Below are 22,863 nucleotides of genomic sequence, written 5' to 3' on the forward strand. Positions count from 1 at the left end.
CCTCAGGACAAAGACGCGGACCCGCCGGCACGCGCAGCGCGCCACTGCGGCCACAGCAGCCCATGGCTCAAGATCGGCCACAAGAGGACGAGGGTCACGGCGGATCCGAAATATCCCCACCCGGGCCAATCTCCGCCCGCAACCAGACGTACCGCGGCCTGCAAGGCCAGCGCCAACGACCACAACGGCAACAACAGCAAGGCCTGCCCCCAAGCACCAAACCACAGGATGCGTGCGGCACGGCGCTGGGCCAGATAAACCACCCACACGAAAGCGAGCGCCTCCTGCCCCAAGGCCGCGCCTCGCCCGACGTCGAGCATCACGCCCAAGGTGAACGCCGCGCCCACGCCCACCCGCTGCGGATCGCGCAATGCCCAGAACGTAAGCACCGCCATGGTCATCTCGGGCCAAAACCCGCCTCCCCCCTTGGGAATGAGATCCCAGAAGAAGGCGAGTGCCAGCGTGCTCAGAATGAAGCGCAGCCGCGGCGGCTGCAGTACGCGGGTCGTACGGGACGATTCGTGCATCAAGACCCCTCCCCTGGCTCCCCTTTGGGCGGGATCCGCTCGACCACCAGCAAATGCCGGCGGCGTTCCCCGAACGACGTCGGCCGACAAACGATGCGCAAAAAGACTCCTCCGGCGTCTACCGACACCACCTGAGCCACGGGAATTCCCGGGGGAAACACGCCATCGAGGCCGGAGGTGACGAGCACGTCGTCGGTGCGGACGTCGGCCTCGACCAACAGATGACGCAATTCGAGATAACCGTCGCCCAGGCCATAGACCACGCCACGTACCCCGTTGCGCTGTACCATCACGGGGATTGCATGATCGCGCTGCGTGATCAGCGTCACCTCCGACACCAGCGGCTGGGTACGCGTCACCTGACCGACGAGACCCTCGGCATCGACCACCGCCAATCCCGGCCGTACGCCGGCGTTCGCCCCGCGATCGACGACGATGCGCCGACTGAAGGGATCGGGCGCGTCGTACAAGACCTCGACTCCGATCCGACGCAATTCGAAGCGCCTGGCCATGCCCAGGAGGCGCCGCAACTCGGTGTTCTCCGCCTCCAGAGCCGCCAGGGTCGCCGCTCGCAGACGGTCTTCCATTTCGATGCGTCGCAGGCGTGCATTCTCCGCTTGTACCTCGGCGAGGGTGGCGAAATAGATCGACCCATCGACCACGAGCTTCACCGGCCAGTGCGCCGCCTCCTGTACGGGGCGCAACACCACAGAGATCGCGTCGCGCACCACGTCCAATGCGCCGAAACGCAGGTCGAGCACCAGCAGCGACACGGCAGCCAGCGTCGCCAACCCCAAGCGCTGCCCGGGCGACATCGTCCGATGAAAGCGCGGGACGTTGGGCGAATCGCCGAGCGGGGAATTCATCGCGCTCCCCCGGTGCGTGGGGTCATTCCGTGGCGAAGAGGGTGTCGAGCATGTCGACCTTTTCCAGCGCCATGCCGCAGCCACGGGCCACGCACGTGAGCGGGTCTTCGGCCACGATCACCGGCAGCCCCGTCTCTTCCTGGATCAAGCGATCGAGATCGCGCAACAGGGCCCCGCCGCCCGTGAGCACGATGCCGCGCTCGGCGATGTCGGAACCCAATTCCGGCGGCGTCTGCTCCAGGGCGATCTTGATCGCCGAGACGATTTGATTCAAGGGATCGGCGATCGCCTCCCGAATCTCGTTCGAGGAAACGGTGAAGCTACGCGGAATCCCCTCGGCCAGGTTGCGCCCCTTGACTTCCACTTCGAGCACTTCGGGGGAAGGAAAGGCGATCGCCACCTGCTTCTTGATCAATTCGGCCGTTGCCTCTCCGATCAACATGCCGTAATTGCGCCGAATGTAGTTGACGATCGCATCATCGAATTTATCGCCCCCCACCCGGATCGAACCCGAGTACACCATCCCGCCCAGGGCGATCACGCCGACTTCCGTGGTCCCCCCGCCGATGTCGACCACCATGGAGCCCGTTGCCTCGGCCACCGGCAATCCCGCACCGATCGCCGCCGCCATCGGTTCTTCGATGAGGAACACCTTACTCGCGCCGGCGGCGAGCGCCGCGTCGCGGATGGCGCGGCGCTCGACTTGAGTCGAACCACAGGGAACGCAGATGATGATGCGAGGGCTAGGCGAGAGCAGGCTGGACGCGTGTACTTTCTTGATGAACTGCTTGATCATCTGCTCGGTGACCACGAAGTCGGCGATCACGCCGTCTTTCATCGGCCGGATCGCCTGCAGGTTTCCCGGCGTTTTGCCCAGCATCTGCTTGGCCGTCTGCCCAACGGCCTGGATCACCTTCTTCCCCGAGGAAGGATCGACGCGGATCGCCACCACCGAAGGCTCGTTGAGCACGATACCGCGCCCCCGCATATAGATGAGCGTATTGGCCGTCCCCAGGTCGATCGCCAGATCGTTGGAGAACAAAGAGCGCAAAAAACCGAACATGTTGAGTCCTCGAGAAACGCAATATTCGCGGAAATGAGGGTGCCACCGAGGCGGCAGCCCGAGCCCCAGCAGCGCAGGACCGCCATCACCTGCCCGAGCAAGTCCCGAGGGCGCATCGAAGAACCCACTGCGCAACTACATGGCGGCGTTGCGCGATGCTCGACGACTCACCCTTCTCGGTGAGATGTCTCGCACCCTGCGCACCGGGCGCCTTGCCCTACAAGCGCGCAACGGCTTTTCGAGGCACCCTTGAGACTTTGCGGCCGACGGCACGGCAAAACGACCACGATTATGATACTCTACAATGCTTTGGACGCGACAGAGACTGCCGTATGCCCGCCATCGATCTCGACCGCATCGCCGAGCTCGCCCGCATCGAATTGACTCCCGACAGCGCCGCGGCGTTCCGCGCCGACCTCGAACGGGTCCTCGCCCTCGTGGATCGGCTACAAGCCGTCGACGCCACCGGGGTGGCCCCCATGAGCCATCCGCTCGATTTGCCCCAGCGCCTGCGCGAGGACATCGTCACCGAATCGGATCAGCGCGACGCCCTGCTCGCCCTCGCGCCCGCGGCCGAAAACGGCCTTTATCTCGTACCCAAGGTGATCGAATGAGCGCAGAACCGCTCCTCACCTCCTCTCTGCGCGAGCTCGCTGCCGCCCTCGCCGAGAGGCGCATCCGCGCCGAAGCCTTGGCCGAGGCGGCGCTCGAACGCGCACAAAGTCTACAGGAACGGCTCAACGCCTTCATCACCCTCACCCCCGAGTCGGCGCTCGCGGCCGCGCGTGCCGCCGACGAGCGACGCCGCGCCGGAAACGTCTCGTTACTCTCTGGTATCCCGCTCGCGCACAAAGACCTCTTCTGCACCCGGGGCGTGCGCACCACCGCCGCCTCGCGCATGCTCGCCGAGTTCGCCCCCCCTTACGACGCCTTCGTGGTCGAACGGCTGGCCGATGCCGGAGCCGTGAGCATCGGCAAGACCAACCTCGACGAATTCGCCATGGGCTCGGCGAACGAACACTCCCACTTCGGCCCCTGCCGCAATCCCTGGGATACGAGCCGCATCGCCGGCGGCTCCTCGGGCGGCTCAGCCGCGGCCGTGGCCGCCGGTATCGTGCCCGTGGCCACCGGCACCGACACTGGCGGCAGCGTGCGCCAGCCGGCCGCCATGTGCGGCGTCACCGGCATCAAGCCGAGCTACGGGCGGGTGAGCCGCTACGGCATCATCGCCTACGCCTCCTCGCTCGATCAGGCCGGCGTGATCGCGCGCAGCGCCGAAGACTGCGCGCTCGCCCTCACGGCCATCGAAGGCTTCGATCCGCGCGACTCCACTTCGCTGGATCGGCCGGTCGAAGACCATGCCGCGGCGCTCGCCGCCGCCGACGGGCGACTCGACGGGCTGCGCCTGGGTCTGCCGCGCGAATTCTTCGCCGTCGAGGGGATCGACGCCGACGTGCGCCGTGCCGTCGAATCGGCCGCCCGCATTTACGAATCCCTGGGCGCGCGCCTGGTCGACGTGTCCCTGCCGCGCGCCGAACTCGCCATTCCCGCCTACTACGTCATCGCCCCGGCGGAAGCCTCGAGCAACCTCGCCCGCTACGACGGCGTGCGCTACGGCTACCGCGCTCCCGACTATGCCGACCTCGACGACATGTACCGCAAGACGCGCGCCCAAGGATTCGGCGACGAAGTCAAGCGCCGCATCCTCGTCGGCACCTACGTGCTCTCGCACGGCTACTACGACGCCTACTACCTGCAGGCGCAAAAACTGCGTCGTCTGATCGCCGAAGACTACCGCCAAGCCTTCGACTCCTGCGACCTCATCCTCGCCCCGACCGCGCCCACCACCGCCTGGCGCCTGGGTGAGAAGGGCCAGGATCCGGTGCAGGAATACCTGCAGGACATCTATACCATCGGGGCCAACCTCGCCGGGCTGCCGGCGCTGTCGCACCCCTGCGGGTTCGACTCGGCTGGGCTGCCCATCGGCTGCCAGCTCATCGGACCCTATCTCGCCGAGACGCGGCTGCTGCTCGCCGCCCACGCCTTCCAGGGCAAAACCGATTGGCACCGGCAGCTGCCGCCGCTCTGAACCACGGAACCGCCATGAACCGCACCGACTGGGAAACCGTCATCGGCCTCGAGATCCACGCGCAGCTCACCACGCGCAGCAAGATCTTTTCCGGCGCCTCCACCGCCTTCGGCGCCGAACCCAACCGCCAGGCCTGCGCCATCGACGTGGCCTTGCCCGGCACGCTGCCCGTGCTCAACCGCGGGGCCGTCGAGCGCGCCATCCGCCTGGGGCTGGCGATCGAAGCCGAGATCGCCGAGCGCAGCGTCTTCGCGCGCAAGAACTACTTCTACCCCGACCTGCCCAAGGGCTACCAGATCAGCCAATACGAGCTGCCAGTGGTGAAAAACGGCGCCATCACCGTGCAGGTGGGCGAGGGCGAAGCCGCCTACGAGAAAACCGTGCGCATCACGCGCGCGCACCTCGAAGAAGACGCGGGCAAGAGTCTGCACGAAGACTTCCACGGCATGACGGGGATCGACCTCAACCGCGCCGGCACGCCGCTGCTCGAGATCGTCTCCGAGCCCGACATGCGCTCGGCCGAAGAGGCGGTGGCCTACGCCCGGGCGCTGCATACCCTGGTGCGCTGGATCGGGGTGTGCGACGGCAATATGCAGGAAGGCTCGTTTCGCATCGACGCCAACGTCTCGGTGCGCCCCAAGGGCGAGACACGCCTGGGCACGCGCCGCGAGATCAAGAATCTCAATTCCTTCCGCTTCCTGCAGCAGGCGATCGACTACGAAGTCCGCTGGCAGATCGAAACGCTCGAAGAAGGCGGCACCGTCCAGCAGGCCACCGTGCTCTTCGATCCCGAGCGCGGCGAGACCCGCGTCATGCGCACCAAGGAAGACGCGCACGACTACCGCTATTTTCCCGATCCCGACCTTCTACCGCTCGTCATCGACCGTGCCTGGATCGAAGAGGTCCGATCGAATCTCCCCGAGCTGCCGCAGGCGCTACGCCGGCGGCTCGTGGAAGCGCACGGCCTCACCCCCTACGACGCCAACCTCCTCACGGCGAGCAAAGAACTGGCCGACTACTATCTGGCCGCCGTCGCCGCAGCCGGTCAGGCACTCGCCAAACCCTGCGCCAACTGGATCCTCGGCGAGCTCGCCGCCAGGCTCAACCGCAGCGGGATAGAGATCGGCGAGAGCCCCGTGCGGCCAACACACATCGCCGCCCTGGTGCAGCGCGTGCACGACGGCACGATCTCGCATGCCGGAGCCAAGAAGGTGTTCGAGGCGCTATGGACCGGTGAAGGCCAGGACGTCGACGCGATCATCGAGGCACAGGGTCTCGAGCAGGTGAGCGACGAGAGCGCCCTGGAATCCCTGGTGGATGCAGCGATCGCCGCCAATCCGAAGTCGGTGGAGGAATTCCGCGCTGGCAAGGAGAAGGCCTTGAACGCCCTCGTCGGCCAGGTGATGAAAGCCTCGCGCGGAGCGGCCAATCCGCAACGCGTGACCGAACTGCTGCGGCGCAAGCTCACCGGCTGAGGATTTCTTTCCCGCGCGCGAACCCGAAAAACCATCCGGGTAATCGGCTAAAATGCCCTCTCCGTCGGTATCGTAGAGAGACCAGCCATGCAGGATACGATCGAAGCCATCGATGAGCGCTTGCGACACCTGCTCGCCGTCTCTCCCGACCCGGCCCCGCCCGCCGCCGAATTCGAACTGTTGGCCGACAGCCTTCTAGACTACGAATTTTCTACCTTGAGCCAGCTCGTCGACCGTGCCGATCTACTGCGCACGGCGCTGCATCGCGTCGGCTGGCCGCGCCGCGCTCCCCCGGTGCGCGAATCCCCCTACCTGAAAGTGTGGGGCAAACTGATCAAGATCTACACCAAGGCAACGAAACACCCTGCCGCCACTCCCTCCTCGCCCTACAGCGCCCACGTCCACGAACGGCAGATCTGGTGTCTGCTGCGCATGATGATCATCTTCTGGTTCGAACTCACCCGCATACCCGATACGCTCTGGGGTGGATTGCACCAAGCATTCCTGCGAGCCGAGCGAGCCAACGTCGCCAATCGGCGCATCGACGATGGTCTCTTCGGCACGCCCGCTCGCCTCAGCTGCCGCGAAGTGCACCACGCGGCCGCGCTCATTCACCTCGCCAACCCCAATGCACTTCCCATGTCGATGCTACCGCGGGTCGTGACGTTCGCCCTCGAGTTGGCGCCCTACGCCCAATTCGTCCCGCCCGAGTGGCTCGATCGGGTCGACGATCGCTACGGAATCGATCTCGCCGGCAATTCCCCTCCCATTCCCGCGCTGGCGCTCGCCGACGCCAAGATTTTGCGCCTCTATGATGCCGGCGCGCTGATTCCCAAGGTTTATGAACGTCTCGCCCAACCCGGCCTGCCGACCGATGAGCGCCTGCTGCTCGAGACGCTGTCACAACGCTGGACGGGGGAGCCCCCCAAACGGCAGGAGCCTCGTGCACCGAGCAGCGAAGGACTACACGTGGTCACTGACTGGCCAGCGATCTATTTCTATTTCACGGGACGCCCCTTCGACCCCCCCACCGCCGTATCGGTTCGCCGCACTTTCGAGGAAGCGCAACGCATCCAGCTCTTCGGCGGCACCATCAGCGAGGTCGACCTCGCCGAGCGCGAGCGCGAAAAAAATGAACTCCTCTATTCCCCCCACCTCAGCCAGTGGGACGCGATGGACCGCAGCCCAAGGGGATGGCGCATCCGCCGCAGCGGCGCACGCAGCGAGCTCACCCGCTGGCCACCGGGACGACTGCTTCTCGTGCGCAAGAGCCCCAAAGTCTACGGCGGCATGCTCGCCCGTGTGCGCTGGCGCCAGGCCACGTTCGACGGCGAAATCCATCTCGGGCTCGAACAGATCCCCGGCATTGCCCGCCCCACGGCCGTACAGCACTTCCCCGTGGTGGGCGCTCCGCCCAGCCCCTGGCACCCTGCTTTCTGGTTCCCCGACACGGCCCGCGGTGACGAAGGCACGCACCGCCTGCTCGCCCCGCTCGAGATCGGCACCGAAGCCAAGCTGCTCAACCTGTGGGTCGAACACAAGACGCGCGGCGCCCGCGTCAAGGAAGTCCTCGAAAAAGGCGAGGACTATATCCTCCTTTCATTCTTCTGGATCGATCCCGTCATCCTCTGATCGATTCGCTTCGCTCCGACGCCAGCGTGTGGCAGGAAAGCGCAGCCGGAACTCGCTCCCCTGCCCCAGCGTGCTCTCGATGAGGAGTCGCGCCCCGTGGCGCTGCGCCACGTGGTTGACGATCGCCAACCCCAGTCCGGTCCCCCCGCGATCACGAGAGCGCGCCCGGTCGACCCGGTAGAATCGCTCCGTGAGCCTCGGCAGGTGCTCCGGAGCGATGCCGATCCCGGTGTCGCGCACGAACAGCTCTCCTTCTGCGTTTTTCACGCTGCGGGCGCCGATCACCACCCGTCCCGGTGCCGGGGTGTAGCGCACCGCGTTGAGCGCGAGATTGCCCAAGGCCGATTCCAACTCCGTGCGCACTCCCAGGATGGCGCAAGGTTCCGGCGGCAAAGCCACCTCCACCGTCAGACCATCCGGCGCCACGCTTCTGGCCTGGGTCGCTACCGTCTCCAACAGCTCGGCCACCTCCACCCAGCGTGCCGGTGCCGGCTGTGTGCCCTCGAGTTGCGCCAGCGTCAGCAGATCCTCCACCAGCCGCTGCATGCGCACTGCCTGAGCATGGACCTGCTCCAGATAGCTCGACACCGAAGGAGGAAGTGGCATCTGCGCATCCAGTGCCATCTCGAGGTAGCCACGCACGATGGTGAGCGGCGTGCGCAGCTCGTGCGAGACGTTGGCGACGAAGTCGCGCCGCATCCGCTCCAGGCGTATCGCCTCGGTGCGATCCTCGACGAGCAGCAGCGCCTCCCCTTCTTCGAGTGGCACCCACTGTAGGCGGCAGTAGAGCGCCTCACCGCGCCGGGGTACTTCACCGGTAAAACCAGCCTCGCCCGCCGCGCGGATGCGTTCGACCCAACGCGGCTCGGGCAGAAAGAGCGCCAAGGGCTGCCCTGCATGCAAACGGGGCTGCAATTGCAGCAATTCCTCGGCGCGACGGTTGAGCCTACGGATCGTTCCATCGTCGCGCAACCATACGACCCCGACCGGCAGTCGATCCCAAGCCGCGATCAGGCGCTCCCGATCGCGCCGTGCCGCCTCCACCCGACGTCGCCATACCCGCTCCTGCGCCCGCAACGGCTCGAGTATCAGGCGCGACCGTGCGGACACCTCCTCCAAGGGGCTCCCGGAAAACGCCTGCTCCAGAACCTCGGCAAATTCGCGCTCGAGCCGCCACCATGCCCAGCCCAGGCCGAGCACGAGCACCCCCAACCCCGCCTGCCAGGAAAAGAAGGAAACCGGCACCACGAGCGCCCCGACGCCAAGCAATCGCCGCCACGCAAAGCGCCCATGCCGCCGCAGGCGCTGCGCCGTTTTCATGCTTCCTGCGCCATCTGCACCGAGAATCGATATCCTGCTCCGCGCACCGTCTGGATCAGACCCGCGAGACCATGAGGTTCGAGCGCTGCACGCAGGCGGCGCACGTGCACATCCACCGTGCGCTCCTCGACGAAGACGTGATCCCCCCAGACGCGATCGAGCAGCTGAGAGCGGCTATGCACCCGTTCCGGATGGGTCATGAGAAAATGCAGCAAGCGAAATTCGGTCGGGCCCAGCGCCACGACCCGACCTTGCACCAGCACCCGCCGCGCCGCCGGATCGAGTTTCAATCCGCCCGCTTCGAGCACCTCCTCGCCCACCTCCGGCCGGCGGCGCCGCAGCACCGCCCGGATACGCGCCACCAGCTCGCGGGGCGAAAAAGGCTTGGTCACGTAGTCGTCCGCCCCGGCCTCCAGCCCGAGCACCTTATCCACTTCTGCCCCACGCGCCGTGAGCAGGATGAGCGGCAGAGCCCGGGTCCGCTCCTCTCGCCGCAAACGCCGCACCAGTTCGATGCCCGACAGCCCCGGCAGCATCCAATCGATGAGCATCAAATCCGGCAAGGCTTCGCCGATCAAGCGCAATGCACTTTCCGCGTCGGCCGCGCGCAGCACGTGAAATCCCGCTTGCTCCAGATTCACCGCGATCAATTCCAGGATCGCCGGCTCGTCCTCGACCACCAGCACGTTGGCCCCCATGCTCCCTCCGCTTGCCTGAAGAACGTTGCCGTTATATCGCGAAATGGTGACGTTTTCGTGACAATTCATTCCTGGAAATGTTCTGGTCCCCTCGTGTCGGATCCCCACTGGACGTTCCCGTGCAACGAGGGAGCATATTAGGCTCGTGTCGGCCAAAAACGAACGACAAAAACGCGGAATGCGCGGCTCATTACGAGACTGGGGAGCCTCCGGAAACCGGAGCACGTCGCCATGGTAGCGCCGGGTGCTCCTTCCACGAGAGTAGAGTATAGATGCAGGCACTGCGTCTCTACTATGGCACGCCGGAATCGGCCGAAGGGATGCATGCGTTCCAGGAGAAGCGCAAGCCCGATTGCCGCAAATACGTCGAATGAGAGCGTGCCGATGATCCGGGACGAGGAAACCTTGGCTCACCTCTACGAGGGGACGACGCAGCACCAGAGCCAGCAGCTGGTGATGGCGCGCGCTCCGATGCGGAAGAAACGCTACGGGTGAGACCGTTCGTGGCGCGACGAGCGCGGAGTACGGACCGAAGCGCCCGGATCTCGGCACAGCCGGCCTGGGAGGACGACGAAAGTGGTGCGCCGTTGCGCCACGATGGGGCGAATGATCACTGGCGCCCCGACGCCACTGCTTGAAAAACAAAGAAAAAATGTTGGTACGCTCTTTGCTTACCCTTGTCCGGTATCCTCGACCGGAGAACTTCCATGAAATCCTTTGCCCTACCCCTGACGGCTATGTTTTGCGCACTCCACGTAATTCCTTCCGCCCACGCCGAAGAGTCGCCCCAAAGCCCCTATTCGCTGAGCTTCTCGCTTGGCGCCACCAGCGACTACGTCTTTCGCGGCGTGTCGCAGACACAAAACGAACCCGCAGTCCAAGGCGGCCTGGAATTCGCTCACGCCAGTGGCATCTACATCGGCTTGTGGGGCTCGAACGTCGCCTGGGTGAAAGATGGCGGCTACAAAGACGACAACAGTCTCGAAGTCGATCTCTACGGCGGTTTTCGTGGCAATTTCACCGAAGATTTCGGTTACGATGCAGGGATCATCACCTATTACTATCCTGGCAACAAGATTTCGGGGGCAACCGACCCGGATACGACGGAAGTCTACGCCGGCGTATCGTGGCGGACGATCTCCTTCAAGTATTCGCATGCGGTCTCCAAACACTTGTTTGGCTGGACGGCCGATGATGGAGGCAAAACGCGCGGCAGCTACTACCTCGATCTTTCCGGCACTTACGATTTAGGGAGCGGCTGGAGTGTGCTCGCGCACGTTGGGTACCAAGACATAAAGGACAACGACGAGGCCTCCTACACCGATTGGAAGCTCGGTGTGAGCAAGGATCTCGGTTTCGGTATCGTGTCATTGGCATATACGGACACCGATGCCAGCAAGTCGGCCTATACGTGGGATGGTGAAAAAGTAGCCGATGCGAGAGTCATCCTTTCGTTCCAAACGGGCTTTTGACCATCGCCCTCCCCCGGCTGGGGTTCGTACCACACCGAAGCGCGGTGGGAGGGAGTTTCGACAAGCCATGCTGAATCAGGACGGCACATGATCGACGCCAAAGACCCAGAATTCGTTCGCTTGCTGGCACGGCTCAAACTCAACGTCCGTCGCCACCTAGGACACAGCATCGATCTATCGCGCCTGCAAGCAGACGCCCAGCAGCTTTTGGACGCCCTCGCGGAGATCGAAAATCTCGCCGAAGAGGAAGAACTGATGACGCTCGTTCTCCAAGTACGCGCATTGGTCATACAAAAATCATCACGAACCGTCGCGGACAACCCACCCGATCCTCCCCTCGCCGAGCAAGCAAGCGCGAAAAACTCCTTCCTCGTCCATTCATACCGCTTCGGCGCACGAGGGGGATGAATCACTCGAGTCGCGCGAACCACTCCTCCACCACCTCCCCCTGCCGGCCGTCGCAAGCCCACGCCACGCCTCCGAGCTTGTACCCGCAGCGCCTCCGGGCGTGGGCTGCAGAGCGAGCGCAAGCGACGAGGGGCGATCGGGTGTGGAGTGAGCGAGCCTCACCGTACGCCGGTCACACGAAAACGCCGCATCGACGCGCCCAGTTTGCCAGCGGCGTGTTTGACCCGGTCGACACTCGCCGCAACTGCCGCCAAGGAGGCGCGCACGCCATCGGCGATCGCCGCCACGCGCTGCATCACGGCCCCGTTCGCGCGGCTGCGATCGGCCACGCGCTCGATCACGCCCAGCAGTCGTTCGGCGAGTTCGTGTACCTCGCCCTGTTCGGAAACGGCTTCTTCGGCGAGCCGCAGACCATTCTCGACGTCGGCCACGCCCGATTCCATGATCGCGACCGCCTCGCGCGCTCCGTGCTGGATGCCCTCGATCTTGCCACGGATGTCGCTGGTGGCGCTGGCCGTGCGTTGCGCCAGCTTACGCACCTCGTCGGCCACCACGGCGAAACCGCGTCCATGCTCGCCAGCGCGCGCTGCCTCGATCGCCGCGTTGAGCGCAAGCAGATTCGTCTGGGAAGCGATGTCGCTGATCACCGCCACGATGTCGCCGATCTCTTCGGTGCGCTGATTGAGCGCCTGGATGGTGCGACTGGCGGTATCGATCGAATCGCGGATCGCCTGGGTCTGGGTGCGTACCGTCTGAAACTGGGTTTGGGCGTTCTCCACCACCGCGCCGAGCGCGCTGCGCACTTCCTCGGCGGTGTGGGTGGCCGTGTCGATCTCGGCAAGTTGCGCGCCGAGCGAGTCGAGCAGGCGCTGCACCTCGGCGAGCAGCTCATTGGCCGTACCGGCAGCCGCGGTGTTCTTGTCGATCATCTCGCCATGCGTCTGGCGCACCTCGTCGGTGGTGCGTACCACCTGCCCCAAGGTGCCGTCGAGCGAATCGATGAAGCTGTCGATCCAGCGCCCGAGTTCGCCGCTCTCGTCTTCGGCGAGCAGGCGGCGATCGAAGCGCTGGGTGAGGTTCGCCTCGCCCTCGGCGAGCGAGCGCATCACCTCGGCCATGGCGTCGAGCCGTCCGGTGAATGCCCGCACGCGGCGCTGCAGCAGCGGTGCGTAGCCAAGGAGCAGCAAGGCGGCCATCGTCAGTACCCCGGTGGGCGCCGCAGGTGCAGCATAGAGCGCGAGTGCCCCCGATAACAGCGCGCAAAAACCCACGAGCAGCAGAAAATCGCGCGTGAGCTGGAAACCCAGTGGGCGGTGACGATAGACCTCCTCGAGATCGGCCTCGCACATCATCCCCCAGCGATCGGGCGAACCGGGTAGCTGAAACGTGACCCCCTTGCCGATCACCGGGATGTGACGATAGTCCGAATAACCGGGATAGGTGACGAAGAGGTTTTCGCCGCAGCGAATCGTCTCGCGCACGCCAGGGTGCAGTTGCCCCGTGGCCGGGTCGACGAAGCGCAGCTCGAGCTCGGTATGCCGCTGCACGCGCACGGTGCCGTAGGGGGTGGCGACGCCGCGCTTGAGATTGTCACCGAGGGTGAAGGTTTCATCTTCGAAGCGCGAACGCGACAGGGCCATACCCGGGGCGATCGTCGGGTCGAAACGTGACTCCACCATGAAGAGGTAGTTGTCGCCCGAATCGCGGTAGACGTGTCCGGCCTCGCGCTGGATGAGATCCCCGATCACGTCGTTGGGCACACGGGCGCAGACGCAGCCGAGCGTTACCCCCTCACGCACGACGGGGTGGTAAAATATCAGCGTGACTTCGTCATGGAAACGGGAAGTGGTCGGTCCCAGCGCCTCGGTGAGGGGATCGGCGTAGGGTCCGTGCAGAAAGGGGCCGCACAGCCCGGCGGCGACGGCTTTCTCGGACAGATCCTGCTTGCCGACATGCTGCGGAGCGGTCGAGGCGAGCACCCGCCCTGCCGGATCGATGACGAAGAGTTCGGAGCAATCGGTAGCGAGCAACCGTTTCTGGCGCAAGGGTTCGGGATCGAGCGGTTCGTCGAACCGGTCAGCGTAGATCTGGGCCAAGTCGGCGAGGTGCGCCCACTGCGTCCGCGTCCAGTCTTCGAGCAGACGCACGCGGGTGGCGGCGATGCTCTCGAAGGTGCGCTCGATCGCCGGATAGCGGTGGCGGTTGAGCCAGCAGGCCCAGCCCATGGCGAGCTTGCCGGTGCGTCCGAACCAGGGCAGCCAGCGCCGCTCGGCCGGAGTGAGCGCCATGCGGCGGCTCGCGAGCTCGCCGCGAGGATAGGTCGGTAAGGCGTTTGCACCAAAATGGTTCGATGAGTTCAAAGTTTGGGCAATCATGGTGCGTTCTCCGGATCGAGGGCGTCGGCGGCCAGGTCGGCGCACACGACGAAGGTGCCGGTTTCTCCATGGGCCGTGGCTGAGAGAGTACATACCCAGGTGCCGTCGGGCACCGAGAGGTAGGGGTCGCTCAGATGAAGGCGTCCGGGCAGGGCGATGGCGCGGCGAAAGTACGGCCGGGCGCTCCATAGGGCGCCGGCACCGTCGGCCAGCGGCAGGTAGCGCAGCTGCGTCACCGGCACGCGCGAGGCGCTGTGCCCGAGCTGGCGGCCGTGCGCGTCGAGCAGATAGGCGCGATAAACCTCGGGGCGGTCGATCAACTCGGCGCTCGCTCGAGGGAAAGCCTCACCCAAGGCGACACGGCGCAGCGTCTGCCGAAAGATTCGGTCGAGGTCTTCGGGCAGTCGGCGGGTGTGTTGGCGCCGGGGATGCGCCCGCAGCGGGCCGTGCAGTTTCTCCCGCGCACCCCAAGTGCTCTTGAGGGCGAAGGCGCGCGGCTGCGGCCGGGCGTAGTGAAATCCCTGCACGAGATCGGCCTCGGCCTCCACGGCGAGCCGGGCCTGGGCTGCGGTTTCCACACCCTCGAAAAGTACCAGGGCACCCGTGTCACGGATGAGCGCCACCAGCCGATGAAGGCTGCGGCGCACCCGCGCGTCCTCGTCGGCGAGCAGGATCAGCTTGCGATCGAGCTTGACGATGTCCGGCGCGAGCGTGAAGAGCCGGTCGAGGTTCGAGTGACGGGCACCGAAGTCGTCGAGCGCGACCAAATGGCCGAGCGCCCGGTAGCGGGCCACGAGCTCACGCAGCAACCCGGAATCGGTGCTCTCGCCCTCGGTGAACTCGATCACGACCTGGTGCGGATCGAGACCGGGCGGCAATTCGTCTTCTGTCGCGATATCCGCCAGCGGCACCCGATTGACGAAGAGCCACAGATCGTCGCCCGACAACGGCCGGAAGTTCTCGTAATGCAAGCAGCGGGCAAGCCGGTCACGCCAGGAAAGTTCTGTCAGGGGCAACTTTGCGCACAAGAAGTGCAACGGAGACACGTCTTCGCCGGCATGCCGGGGTCTGAGCAGAGCCTCCAGCCCGACGAGGCGCCCGTGCGCGATGCTGAAGATCGGCTGGAAATGGCTCATGAGCCGCCAATCGCGGTAGTCGAGGGTCGTATCCTCGGGGTGGCGGTACCAGCGTACCGTCTCTTCGGCACACTCTGGCCCAGGGTGCACGCCCTTCATGTCGGGTTTTCTCCTTTTTGTCGTCGGATGCGGCAGGTCGCCCTTGGATGCAGCAAGACCGATGCCACATCTGGGATGCGACCCAGCGTCACACCGCCGTCACACGCCATCCATACAATGGTGAATCCATCCGCCCTCTCCACGAAGCCTTCTCGTGGCATCTGTAACCAAACCGTCCAGCGTGGCTGCGGTACTCGGGATGTGCGACTGATCGAGCCGATGGGCGGACATGTGGGCGCCAGAATGGACCACATTTCTCCGTTGGATAGATCGTCTGCAAAAGCGCTTGACGCATGAACACGTGGAATCGAACGACTCATGGCCCCTCCCTATCCCAATGACCTCTTTCCCGAGCTGGATCGTCTGTTGCAAAATCGGCTGCTCACGGCCCGCTTTCAGCCCGTCGTCGCACTCGAAGACGGCGCGCTCTTCGGCTTCGAAGGGCTCATCCGCGGTCCCAGCGACAGCTCTCTGCACGCTCCCCTGGTGCTTTTCGATGCGGCACGCCGGCTGGGTCGCTTGAGCGAGCTCGAATATCTGTGCCGCGAGACGGTGATCACCGCCTTTGCCGCCCAAGAGAGCAAAGGGAAACTGTTGCTCAACGTCGACCCCGGCGCGATGGTGGTCCAGCCCGGTGACCAGAGCCGAACGCTCGCCTGGATCGAGCGCGCGGGGCTGTCGCCGCGCGAGGTGGTGATCGAACTCACGGAGGCGACGCCGGGTCTGGACTACGCGCAATTGCGCCGCGCCGTCGAGCACTATCGCAGCCTCGGCTTTGCCATCGCCATCGACGACCTGGGTGAAGGGTTTTCCTCGCTGCGGCTGTGGTCGGAGCTCGAACCGGATTTCGTCAAGATCGACAAACACTTCGTGCAAGGGGCGCACGCCGACCCGATCAAGTGGCAATTCCTGGAATCGATCGTACGCATCGCGCGCAACAGTCGCACCCGGGTGATCGCCGAAGGAATCGAGACCCCGGCCGAACTCGCGGTGGTGCGCGAATGCGGCATTCCTCTCGGGCAAGGCTATCTCTTCGGACGCCCCGAGCCCCGGCCCGAGTATCGGCCCGAGCCGGCACATTTCCGCGCTGAACCCGAGCCCGAGCCAGCCATGTCGTCGAGCGCGGAAGCGAGCGTGGCCTCGCTCGTGCACTACGTCGCCCCCGTCGCGCCCGAGACGACGAACGAGCAGGTTTTCTCCCGTTTCGAGCACGACCCGGAGCTCTATGCTATACCCGTCGTCGCTGATGGCGTGCCATTGGGCCTCATCGCGCGCAACCACTTCATGGACGCCTATGCCCGCCCCTACCGGCGCGAGCTCTACGGGCACCGCCCCTGCACCATGTACCTCGATCGCAACGCCCTGGTGATCGACCGGCGCATGAGCCTGCAGCAACTGTCGGATCTCATCACCCAGCTTGATGCCAAGCACTTGGTTCAAGGGTTCATCATCACCGACGCCGGCCGCTACCTCGGTCTGGGCAACGGCCACGCGCTGCTGCGCGAGATCACTCGCTTGCAGCTCGAAGCCGCCCGCCATGCCAATCCGCTCACCAACCTGCCGGGCAACGTGCCGATCCAGCGGGAAATCGACACCCGACTCAAACGCGGCGAGCCGTTCGTGGCTGCCTATTTCGATCTCGACCACTTCAAGCCGTACAACGACGTCTATGGCTTTCGCCGGGGCGACGACATCCTGCGCCTGGTAGGCGAGCTGTTGCGTCAGTACACCGATCCGGCCAGGGATTTCGTCGGTCACATCGGCGGGGACGACTTCATCGCACTCTGGGGCAGCCCCGACTGGCAGGAGCGCACCGAAGCGCTACTGCGCGCGTTCGACGCCCGCATCCCCGAGTTCTACCGTCCCGAAGACCGCGCCCGCAGCGGCATCGAGGCCGAAGATCGACAAGGGCGCACGGTATTCTTTCCGCTGTGCGCCTTGTCGGTCGGTGCTGTCGTCATCGACGAGCCGCAGCGCTACGAGAGTTACCACGCCGTGGCCGAGGCCGCCTCGGTGGCGAAGAAGATGGCGAAGAAGACACCCGGCAGCTCACTCTTCATCGAGCGCCGCCATGCCTCCACGCAGCAGGGCGCTCGCGGTGCCCTACAGGATGCCGTCGGCACGATGGAGCACGTCGGCGAGTTCGACCTCGGGCGGTAGTGGCTCGAGCGCTCGGCGCGGTGCCTGGGGCGGTTGCGGCGGAGCGATCTCCCGGTGCCAATCCACCAGCTCCAGCCGACCGTCGATGTGTTCGACGATGGCCGTGCAGGAATCCACCCAGTCGCCGCAATTGACATAGAGCAACCCTTCTACCTCCTTGATCGCCGCCCAGTGGATGTGGCCGCAGATCACGCCGTCCAGACCCCGCTCGCGCACGCTGCGCATCACCGCGTCTTCGAAGCCGTACTTGAACTCCAGGGCTTTCTTCACCTTGCGCTTGACGTGGCCGGCGAGCGACCAATAGCCCGGTCGTCCCATCTGTCGGCGAGCCCAGGCCCAGACGACGTTGGCGCGCACGAGTGCGCCGTAGGCGGCGTCCCCGAGCAGGGCCACCCAGCGGTGGTGACGCGTCACCTCGTCGAACTCGTCGCCGTGGATGAGCAGGAACCGCCGGCCGTCGGCCGTCTCGTGCACATACTCGGCGTGCAGCGTGATGTCGCCGAAGGAAGCGCCGACGTAATCGCGCAGGGCCTCGTCGTGGTTGCCCGGAATGAAAATCACCCGTTCGCCATGCCGCGCCCGCCGCAGAATCTTCTGCACCACGGTGTTCTGCGCCGCGCTCCAGTGGATGCCGCGGCGCATCGCCCAGAAATCGACGATGTCGCCGACGAGATAGAGGTACTGCGCCGGATATTCGCGTAGGAAATCGATCAGGAGTTCGGCCTTGCAGGCGCGCGTCCCGAGATGGATGTCCGAGAGAAAAACGGAACGAACCGCTGGCATCGCCAACCTCCTAGGGGGCCCGGCAGAGGATCGGCTCCTCCGCCGCGCGCAAAACGTCGTGAATCGCGGTTTCCGCTCGGCGGAAAATGTCCGACCAGGAACGTTCGGATGCCGAAGCCCGCGCCGCAATCCCCAAGCGCAGTCGCAGCGACGCATCCGTCGCCAGCTGGCACGCCTGCGCGATGAACGCCTCTTCGTCGCCCGGTGGGCAGGAAAGGCCATTGACTCCATCTTCAATGCATTCGGCCACGGCCGCCTCGTCGTAGCCCACCACGGGCAGACCGCTCGCCATCGCCTCGAGCACGACGTTGCCGAACGTCTCGGTGAGGCTGGGAAAAAGAAAGCAATCGGCCGAAGCGTAGTGCGCCGCCAGATCCTCGCCCTGGCGCGGGCCGCAGAAGACGAATTCCGGATGCTCGCGCCGCCAGCGGGCGGCGAGCGGCCCATCGCCGACCACGACGAGTTTCGCCCGAGGCTGCTGCCCGGCAAGGGCACGAAACGCCCGCGCGAGCAGACCGAGATTCTTCTCCGGTGCGAGACGTCCGACGTAGAGCACCGCCACTCCTTCTTCCCCGACGCCCCACTGCGCCCGCAGCGACGGATCGCGCCGGGCAGGCGTGAAGAGCGCCGTATCGACGCCCCGTGCGAGCACCTCGACGCGACGGTAGCCTTGGGCCCGCAAGGATTCGCTCTGGCGCCGCGTCGGCACGAACGTGAGCGCCGTGGCGTTGTGGAAGGCGCGCAGATACGCCGCGATCGCGCCGCGCATCCAACCCAGGCCGTAATGCGCTCCATAGGCGTCGAAATTGGTGTGCAAGGCCGAAGTGAGCGGAATGCCCAGACGGCGCGCCGCCAACAGCGCTGCCAGACCCAGCGGCCCTTCGGTGACCAGATGGACCAGATCCGGCCGACGTTCCCGCCAGCGGCGCACGAGCCGCCCGTGGGCCGGCCAACCCATGTGCAAGCCCGGATAGCGCGGCAGGGCGATCGCGCGCACCCATACCGTCTCCACGCCCGCCGGCACTTCATGCTCTTCCTCGCCCTGATGCGGTCGCACCACTTCGAGCTCGTGCCCGGCGGCGAGCGCCTCCTGCAACATCCGCCCCACGGTCCGTGCCACCCCGTTGATCTCGGGCGGATGGGTCTCGGTGACCACGGTCAGACGCAACCGGCGCTCAGGCATCGGCGCACTCCGCGGCAAAGCGTGCCCGCAGCGCCATGATCTGCGCTTGCAGCGCCGCATCGGGCACGGTCTGCGTGCGCACCAGACCGGCATAGACGCCGCCCTCGTTGCCATCGAGCGTGATCGTCTCCCCCTCGGCCACGACGCGCTCGCCGAAGCGCACGGCGCGCTGCTCGGGCAGGATCGTCAAGGTCTCGCAGCCGACCACGCACACCTTGCCCATCTGGCGTGCGACCACCGCCGCGTGCGAGGTGCGCGCCCCGCGCCGCGTGAGCAACCCCTCGGCCTGACGCAGCGCAGCGACGTCGGCCGTCTCGGCATCCTGACGTACCAGAATGACCTTGGCTCCCTGCGCCGCCCGTTGCGCCACCCGTTCGGCATCGAGCGCGAGCTCGCCGCCGGCGATGCCGGGCGAAGCCGGAATCCCGCTCCCGAGCCGCTGCGGCGCCTCGCCCTCGGCAGTAGCCAGGCACACCGTCGCCAGCTCCTCCAAGGCAAGGTCGCGCGTGCGCTCCCAGGCGGTCCGCGCGTCGATCACCCCCTCCGCGAGCAAATCGAGGGCGATGCGCGCGGCCGCCCGCGGCGTGCGCTTGCCCGCGCGCGCCTGCAGCCAGAAGAGCGTGCCCTCCTCCACCGTAAACTCGAAATCCTGCATGTCGGCGAACAGCCGCTCCAAGCGCGCTGCGCCCTCGCCCAGTTCCGCCCACACCTGGGGCAGACGAGCCGCCAGTCGCTCATGCCCGACAGCGCTGCGCCGCCCCGAGACCACGTCCTCGCCCTGCGCCTCGAAGAGGAAATCCACCCACGGCCGCGGCGTGCCGTCGGTGGGATCGCGCGTGAATCCCACCCCGGCCCCAGAGCGCCGATCCGCGTTGCCAAAAACCATCTGCTGGATCGTCACCGCCGTGCCCAGCGCATCGTCGATCCCCTGATGCCGCCGGTAATCCACGGCCTTGGGCGCGTTCCACGAAGCGAACACCGCCCGCACCGACTCGCGCAGTTGCACCCGCACCGATTGCGGAAAAGGTTCGCCCGCCTGCTCGCGGTAGCATTCCAGATAACGGCGCGTGAGGGCGCGCAAAGCATCGAACGCGAGCGTCTGCTCCTCCTGCCCCTGGGCGAGCTCGGCAAGCGCCGCCTCGAACACCCCCGGATCGATGCCGGCCACCACCTCGCCATAGCCCGCCACCAACCGCCGGTACGAATCCCACACCAGTCGCGGATTGCCGGTCAGGCGCAACATCCCCGGCACCGTCTCGTTGCACAACCCCACGTCGAGCACCGTCTCCATCATCCCCGGCATCGACACCGGCGCTCCCGAGCGCACCGACACGAGCAAGGGACGACGCGCATCCCCCAGGCGCCGGCCAGTGATCCGCTCCAACTCCGGCAGCCCCGCGGAGAAGAGCGCCTCGTCCCAATCGGACGCTGGCCGGTGCGCGTAGCGGGTGCCCAGCACCAACGCCGGCGGCACGCGCAAGCCGGCTTGCGCCATCCGCCACAGGTTCCACGCCTTGTTGCCGAGCTGCAACGCGCCCTCGCTCTGCGGAGGATGCGCCTTGCGCGGCAACGACTCCAGATCGTCGCGACCGGCGATCAGGTAACACGCCTCGGGCCAATGACGCACGCTCATGACGTCACCCCCGTGCGCGCCATCACCCTCTGGCGCAAGGCATACCCCACGGCGAGCAGTCCGTCGGATGCTTTCTCCACCGCGGACGCCATCTGCCCGGCGATCTGCGCTCCCGTGGGCGTCCCGGCCATGGTCGCGACGATGGCGCGATACGCCTCGCGCGCGAGCTGGTCGCACAGCCGCTCGGCACGCAGGATGCGCCACAGCGTCTGCAGGAACGCGTCCCCATCCTCGGCCTCGCCCTGCACACTCATCGAGCGGGCAATCTCGACCGCACGCACCAAATCCTGGATCGCCGCCAGCGTCGTGTCCGCCAGCCGGATCAAAGGCTCCCTCGCGCCCGGCGAAAGTCCGGCCAAGGGCTCCACGAAGAGCAGGGTATGCAGAAAGAGCGCCTCCTCGAGCGCATCGGCCACATCGTCGGCATGCTCCATCAAGCGCACCAGCGGCTGCCAGCGCGCGTGCTGCTCCGCCCGCTCGCGCGCCTGCATCAGGAGGTGATCGGCCTCACGCTCCCACTGCTTGCCGCGCTGCCCCTGCGCTTCGAGCGTCGCGGGGTCGGCCTCCTCCAGGGCGGCGCAGACCTCGCGAGCAATGGCGTGGGTGTACGCCGCATGCTCGGCGAGCAGATCCAGTTCGAAAGTACGCTGCCGCAGCAGACGGGCGAGCAGGATGCGCGCCTCGTCGGCGACCAGATCGGGCGGCTGACGTTCGAGCAGTATCCGGGTCGACACGCGCATCAGGGCGAAGAGATACTCGCTCGCCGCCTGCGGCCCCAGCACCTCGTCGAGCCGCTCACCGATGCGAAAGGCTTCGCCATCGACCGACTGCATGGCCGAAAACACCAGGCGCTCGCCGCCGGCCAGCAGCCAGCCCATGTGTCCGCATTCCTCCTTGGCCGCGCGGTAGAGCAAGCCCCGCGCCTCTTCCTTGCCGACGAACTGCTGTAGCCGCTTGCGTGCCCGGTTCCAGTCGATCACAAATACGATCTTCGCGCCCAACGCTTCCAGCGCCGCCTCGAGCGCGGCGCGATCCTGTCCGCGAAATACCGCCTCCCCCACCACGTAAGGCCGCCCTTCGTTCAAGCCGGAACCGGCGGCAGACGTCTGCACCGTCCAGGTGAAACCGATTTCCTCCAGCAAACGCTGGAAGAACCGGAAACGCCCCCGATGCAGATCCGAATAAGTCAAGCGGATCTCCCACTCCTCCACCGTCACCACCAGCACGTGAACGTCGTTCGTGCCGATGTCGTTCTGGATGAGCAGGCGGGGCCCGTCGCGGGTCGCTGCCGTGTCCAACCCCGGATGAGAGAATTTGAGCGGCGCGGTGCGACGCAGTCCGCGCATGAAGGCGCGCACGAGCGACCGATCCTCGGGCGCGAGCCCCCAAACGTGAGCCCCGTCGAGCTCCTCGGTGGCGATCTCCCGGGCCAGCGCATTGAGCGCCTTGTGCAAGTCCATCACCAGAAGATGCAGGCTGTCGCCGCGCTCACGCTCGCCGTGCGTCAACGCGGTGAGCTGCTCGGGCTCCAGCCCCTCCTGCGGATCGAGCCCGCGCAGGAACTCGAGCCAGGCATCACGCCGCGCTACCAGATCGGCCGGCGCCGGGTGATCGGCCTCGCACACGGGGCGCGCCATCGTCTGCAGGTCGGTCGCCACCGACTCACGCCAACGATCGAGGTGGCGCAGCATCAACACCCCATCGTCGAAATAGGCGCTGCGCACCAGTTCCTGCAGCCATCCCGTTTCCCTCACCCCCGCCCGGACGAACTCGGCCGACCAGTCCGTCCCCACCGCCTGCGGCTCGGCGGCGTGCCGCGCCGCCTCCTGCAGCAAACTCAGATAGAGCTTGAGCCGGTCGTTCGCCGCCAGCGCCGCCCGGACCCAACCGGGCAAGAGCAAAGAGCGCTGCCCCAGCGCGGCCACCGCCTCTTCCTTGCGCATC

General features: G+C 66.1%; 18 protein-coding genes. 7 read left to right on the top strand and 11 right to left on the bottom strand.

Features of this window, described 5'->3' with window-relative positions:
- Window positions 1-2 precede the first annotated feature (2 nt).
- Genes mreD through EPD80_RS03310 form a run of 3 tightly spaced genes read right to left on the bottom strand, consistent with a single transcriptional unit; the run spans window position 3 to window position 2,456 of the window.
- Window positions 3-527 carry a rod shape-determining protein MreD gene (mreD, locus tag EPD80_RS03300; RefSeq protein WP_142803905.1) on the bottom strand — a complete coding sequence of 175 codons (525 nt, stop codon included), beginning with the start codon at window positions 525-527 and terminating at the stop codon, window positions 3-5.
- Complete coding sequence (mreC, locus tag EPD80_RS03305) at window positions 527-1,393, bottom strand: rod shape-determining protein MreC (RefSeq protein WP_142809424.1); 867 nt, start codon at window positions 1,391-1,393, stop codon at window positions 527-529. The genes mreD and mreC overlap by 1 nt, the downstream gene beginning before the upstream one ends.
- A 22-nt stretch (window positions 1,394-1,415) precedes the next feature.
- On the bottom strand, window positions 1,416-2,456 hold the full coding sequence (locus EPD80_RS03310; RefSeq protein WP_142803907.1) for a rod shape-determining protein: 1,041 nt from the start codon (window positions 2,454-2,456) through the stop codon (window positions 1,416-1,418).
- Between the two features lie 332 nt (window positions 2,457-2,788).
- Between EPD80_RS03310 and gatC the strand changes: the two genes are divergently transcribed.
- From gatC to EPD80_RS03330, 4 genes are all read left to right on the top strand, one after another.
- Entirely contained in the window at window positions 2,789-3,070 is a 282-nt protein-coding gene (gatC, locus tag EPD80_RS03315) for an Asp-tRNA(Asn)/Glu-tRNA(Gln) amidotransferase subunit GatC (protein ID WP_142809426.1), read from the top strand.
- Window positions 3,067-4,545, top strand: a complete 1,479-nt coding sequence (gene gatA, locus EPD80_RS03320) for an Asp-tRNA(Asn)/Glu-tRNA(Gln) amidotransferase subunit GatA (protein WP_142809428.1) — start codon at window positions 3,067-3,069, stop codon at window positions 4,543-4,545. The genes gatC and gatA overlap by 4 nt, the downstream gene beginning before the upstream one ends.
- 14 nt (window positions 4,546-4,559) lie before the next feature.
- The gene (gene gatB / locus EPD80_RS03325; RefSeq protein ID WP_142809430.1) at window positions 4,560-6,020 is read left to right on the top strand and encodes an Asp-tRNA(Asn)/Glu-tRNA(Gln) amidotransferase subunit GatB; all 1,461 of its coding nucleotides are present in this window, start codon (window positions 4,560-4,562) and stop codon (window positions 6,018-6,020) included.
- 87 nt (window positions 6,021-6,107) lie between these two features.
- On the top strand, window positions 6,108-7,652 hold the full coding sequence (locus EPD80_RS03330) for a hypothetical protein (RefSeq protein WP_142809432.1): 1,545 nt from the start codon (window positions 6,108-6,110) through the stop codon (window positions 7,650-7,652).
- On the opposite strand, the gene EPD80_RS03335 is transcribed toward EPD80_RS03330, so the two are convergent.
- The gene (locus EPD80_RS03335; protein WP_142809434.1) at window positions 7,620-8,972 is read right to left on the bottom strand and encodes an ATP-binding protein; all 1,353 of its coding nucleotides are present in this window, start codon (window positions 8,970-8,972) and stop codon (window positions 7,620-7,622) included. The two genes, EPD80_RS03330 and EPD80_RS03335, sit on opposite strands and share 33 nt — an antisense overlap.
- Window positions 8,969-9,670: a phosphate regulon transcriptional regulator PhoB gene (phoB, locus tag EPD80_RS03340; RefSeq protein WP_142803913.1), complete on the bottom strand. Its 702-nt coding sequence runs from the start codon at window positions 9,668-9,670 to the stop codon at window positions 8,969-8,971. Before phoB ends, EPD80_RS03335 begins: the two co-directional genes overlap by 4 nt.
- Before the next feature lie 707 nt (window positions 9,671-10,377).
- On the opposite strand from phoB, the gene EPD80_RS03350 reads away from it, so the two are divergent.
- Window positions 10,378-11,142, top strand: coding sequence for a TorF family putative porin (locus EPD80_RS03350; protein ID WP_142809436.1), 765 nt, complete (start codon window positions 10,378-10,380; stop codon window positions 11,140-11,142).
- Window positions 11,143-11,229: 87 nt separating this feature from the next.
- Entirely contained in the window at window positions 11,230-11,550 is a 321-nt protein-coding gene (locus tag EPD80_RS03355; RefSeq protein ID WP_142809438.1) for a hypothetical protein, read from the top strand.
- A 158-nt stretch (window positions 11,551-11,708) separates the two neighbouring features.
- On the opposite strand, the gene EPD80_RS03360 is transcribed toward EPD80_RS03355, so the two are convergent.
- Together EPD80_RS03360 and EPD80_RS03365 are read right to left on the bottom strand one after the other, a co-directional pair.
- Window positions 11,709-13,838 carry a methyl-accepting chemotaxis protein gene (locus tag EPD80_RS03360; protein ID WP_142809440.1) on the bottom strand — a complete coding sequence of 710 codons (2,130 nt, stop codon included), beginning with the start codon at window positions 13,836-13,838 and terminating at the stop codon, window positions 11,709-11,711.
- Between the two features lie 83 nt (window positions 13,839-13,921).
- The gene (locus EPD80_RS03365; RefSeq protein ID WP_142809442.1) at window positions 13,922-15,160 is read right to left on the bottom strand and encodes an EAL domain-containing protein; all 1,239 of its coding nucleotides are present in this window, start codon (window positions 15,158-15,160) and stop codon (window positions 13,922-13,924) included.
- 318 nt (window positions 15,161-15,478) lie between these two features.
- Here EPD80_RS03365 and EPD80_RS03370 point away from each other — a divergent pair, with 318 nt between their 5' ends.
- Entirely contained in the window at window positions 15,479-17,320 is a 1,842-nt protein-coding gene (locus tag EPD80_RS03370; protein ID WP_142809444.1) for a GGDEF domain-containing protein, read from the top strand.
- Here the strand turns inward: EPD80_RS03370 and EPD80_RS03375 are convergent.
- From EPD80_RS03375 to EPD80_RS03390, 4 genes are read right to left on the bottom strand one after another with little or no spacing between them, the layout of a single operon-like run.
- Window positions 17,264-18,103 (bottom strand): UDP-2,3-diacylglucosamine diphosphatase, encoded by an 840-nt coding sequence (locus EPD80_RS03375; RefSeq protein WP_142809446.1) that lies wholly within the window; start codon window positions 18,101-18,103, stop codon window positions 17,264-17,266. The two genes, EPD80_RS03370 and EPD80_RS03375, sit on opposite strands and share 57 nt — an antisense overlap.
- 10 nt (window positions 18,104-18,113) lie before the next feature.
- Window positions 18,114-19,286 carry a glycosyltransferase family 4 protein gene (locus EPD80_RS03380; protein WP_185957693.1) on the bottom strand — a complete coding sequence of 391 codons (1,173 nt, stop codon included), beginning with the start codon at window positions 19,284-19,286 and terminating at the stop codon, window positions 18,114-18,116.
- Entirely contained in the window at window positions 19,279-20,919 is a 1,641-nt protein-coding gene (locus EPD80_RS03385) for a PEP/pyruvate-binding domain-containing protein (RefSeq protein ID WP_142809450.1), read from the bottom strand. The genes EPD80_RS03380 and EPD80_RS03385 overlap by 8 nt, the downstream gene beginning before the upstream one ends.
- Window positions 20,916-22,862 carry a phosphate transport regulator gene (locus tag EPD80_RS03390; protein WP_142809451.1) on the bottom strand — a complete coding sequence of 649 codons (1,947 nt, stop codon included), beginning with the start codon at window positions 22,860-22,862 and terminating at the stop codon, window positions 20,916-20,918. Before EPD80_RS03390 ends, EPD80_RS03385 begins: the two co-directional genes overlap by 4 nt.
- Window position 22,863 lies beyond the last annotated feature (1 nt).

This window comes from Tepidiphilus olei (assembly GCF_006980705.1).
In the GTDB taxonomy this organism is placed as follows: domain Bacteria; phylum Pseudomonadota; class Gammaproteobacteria; order Burkholderiales; family Rhodocyclaceae; genus Tepidiphilus; species Tepidiphilus olei.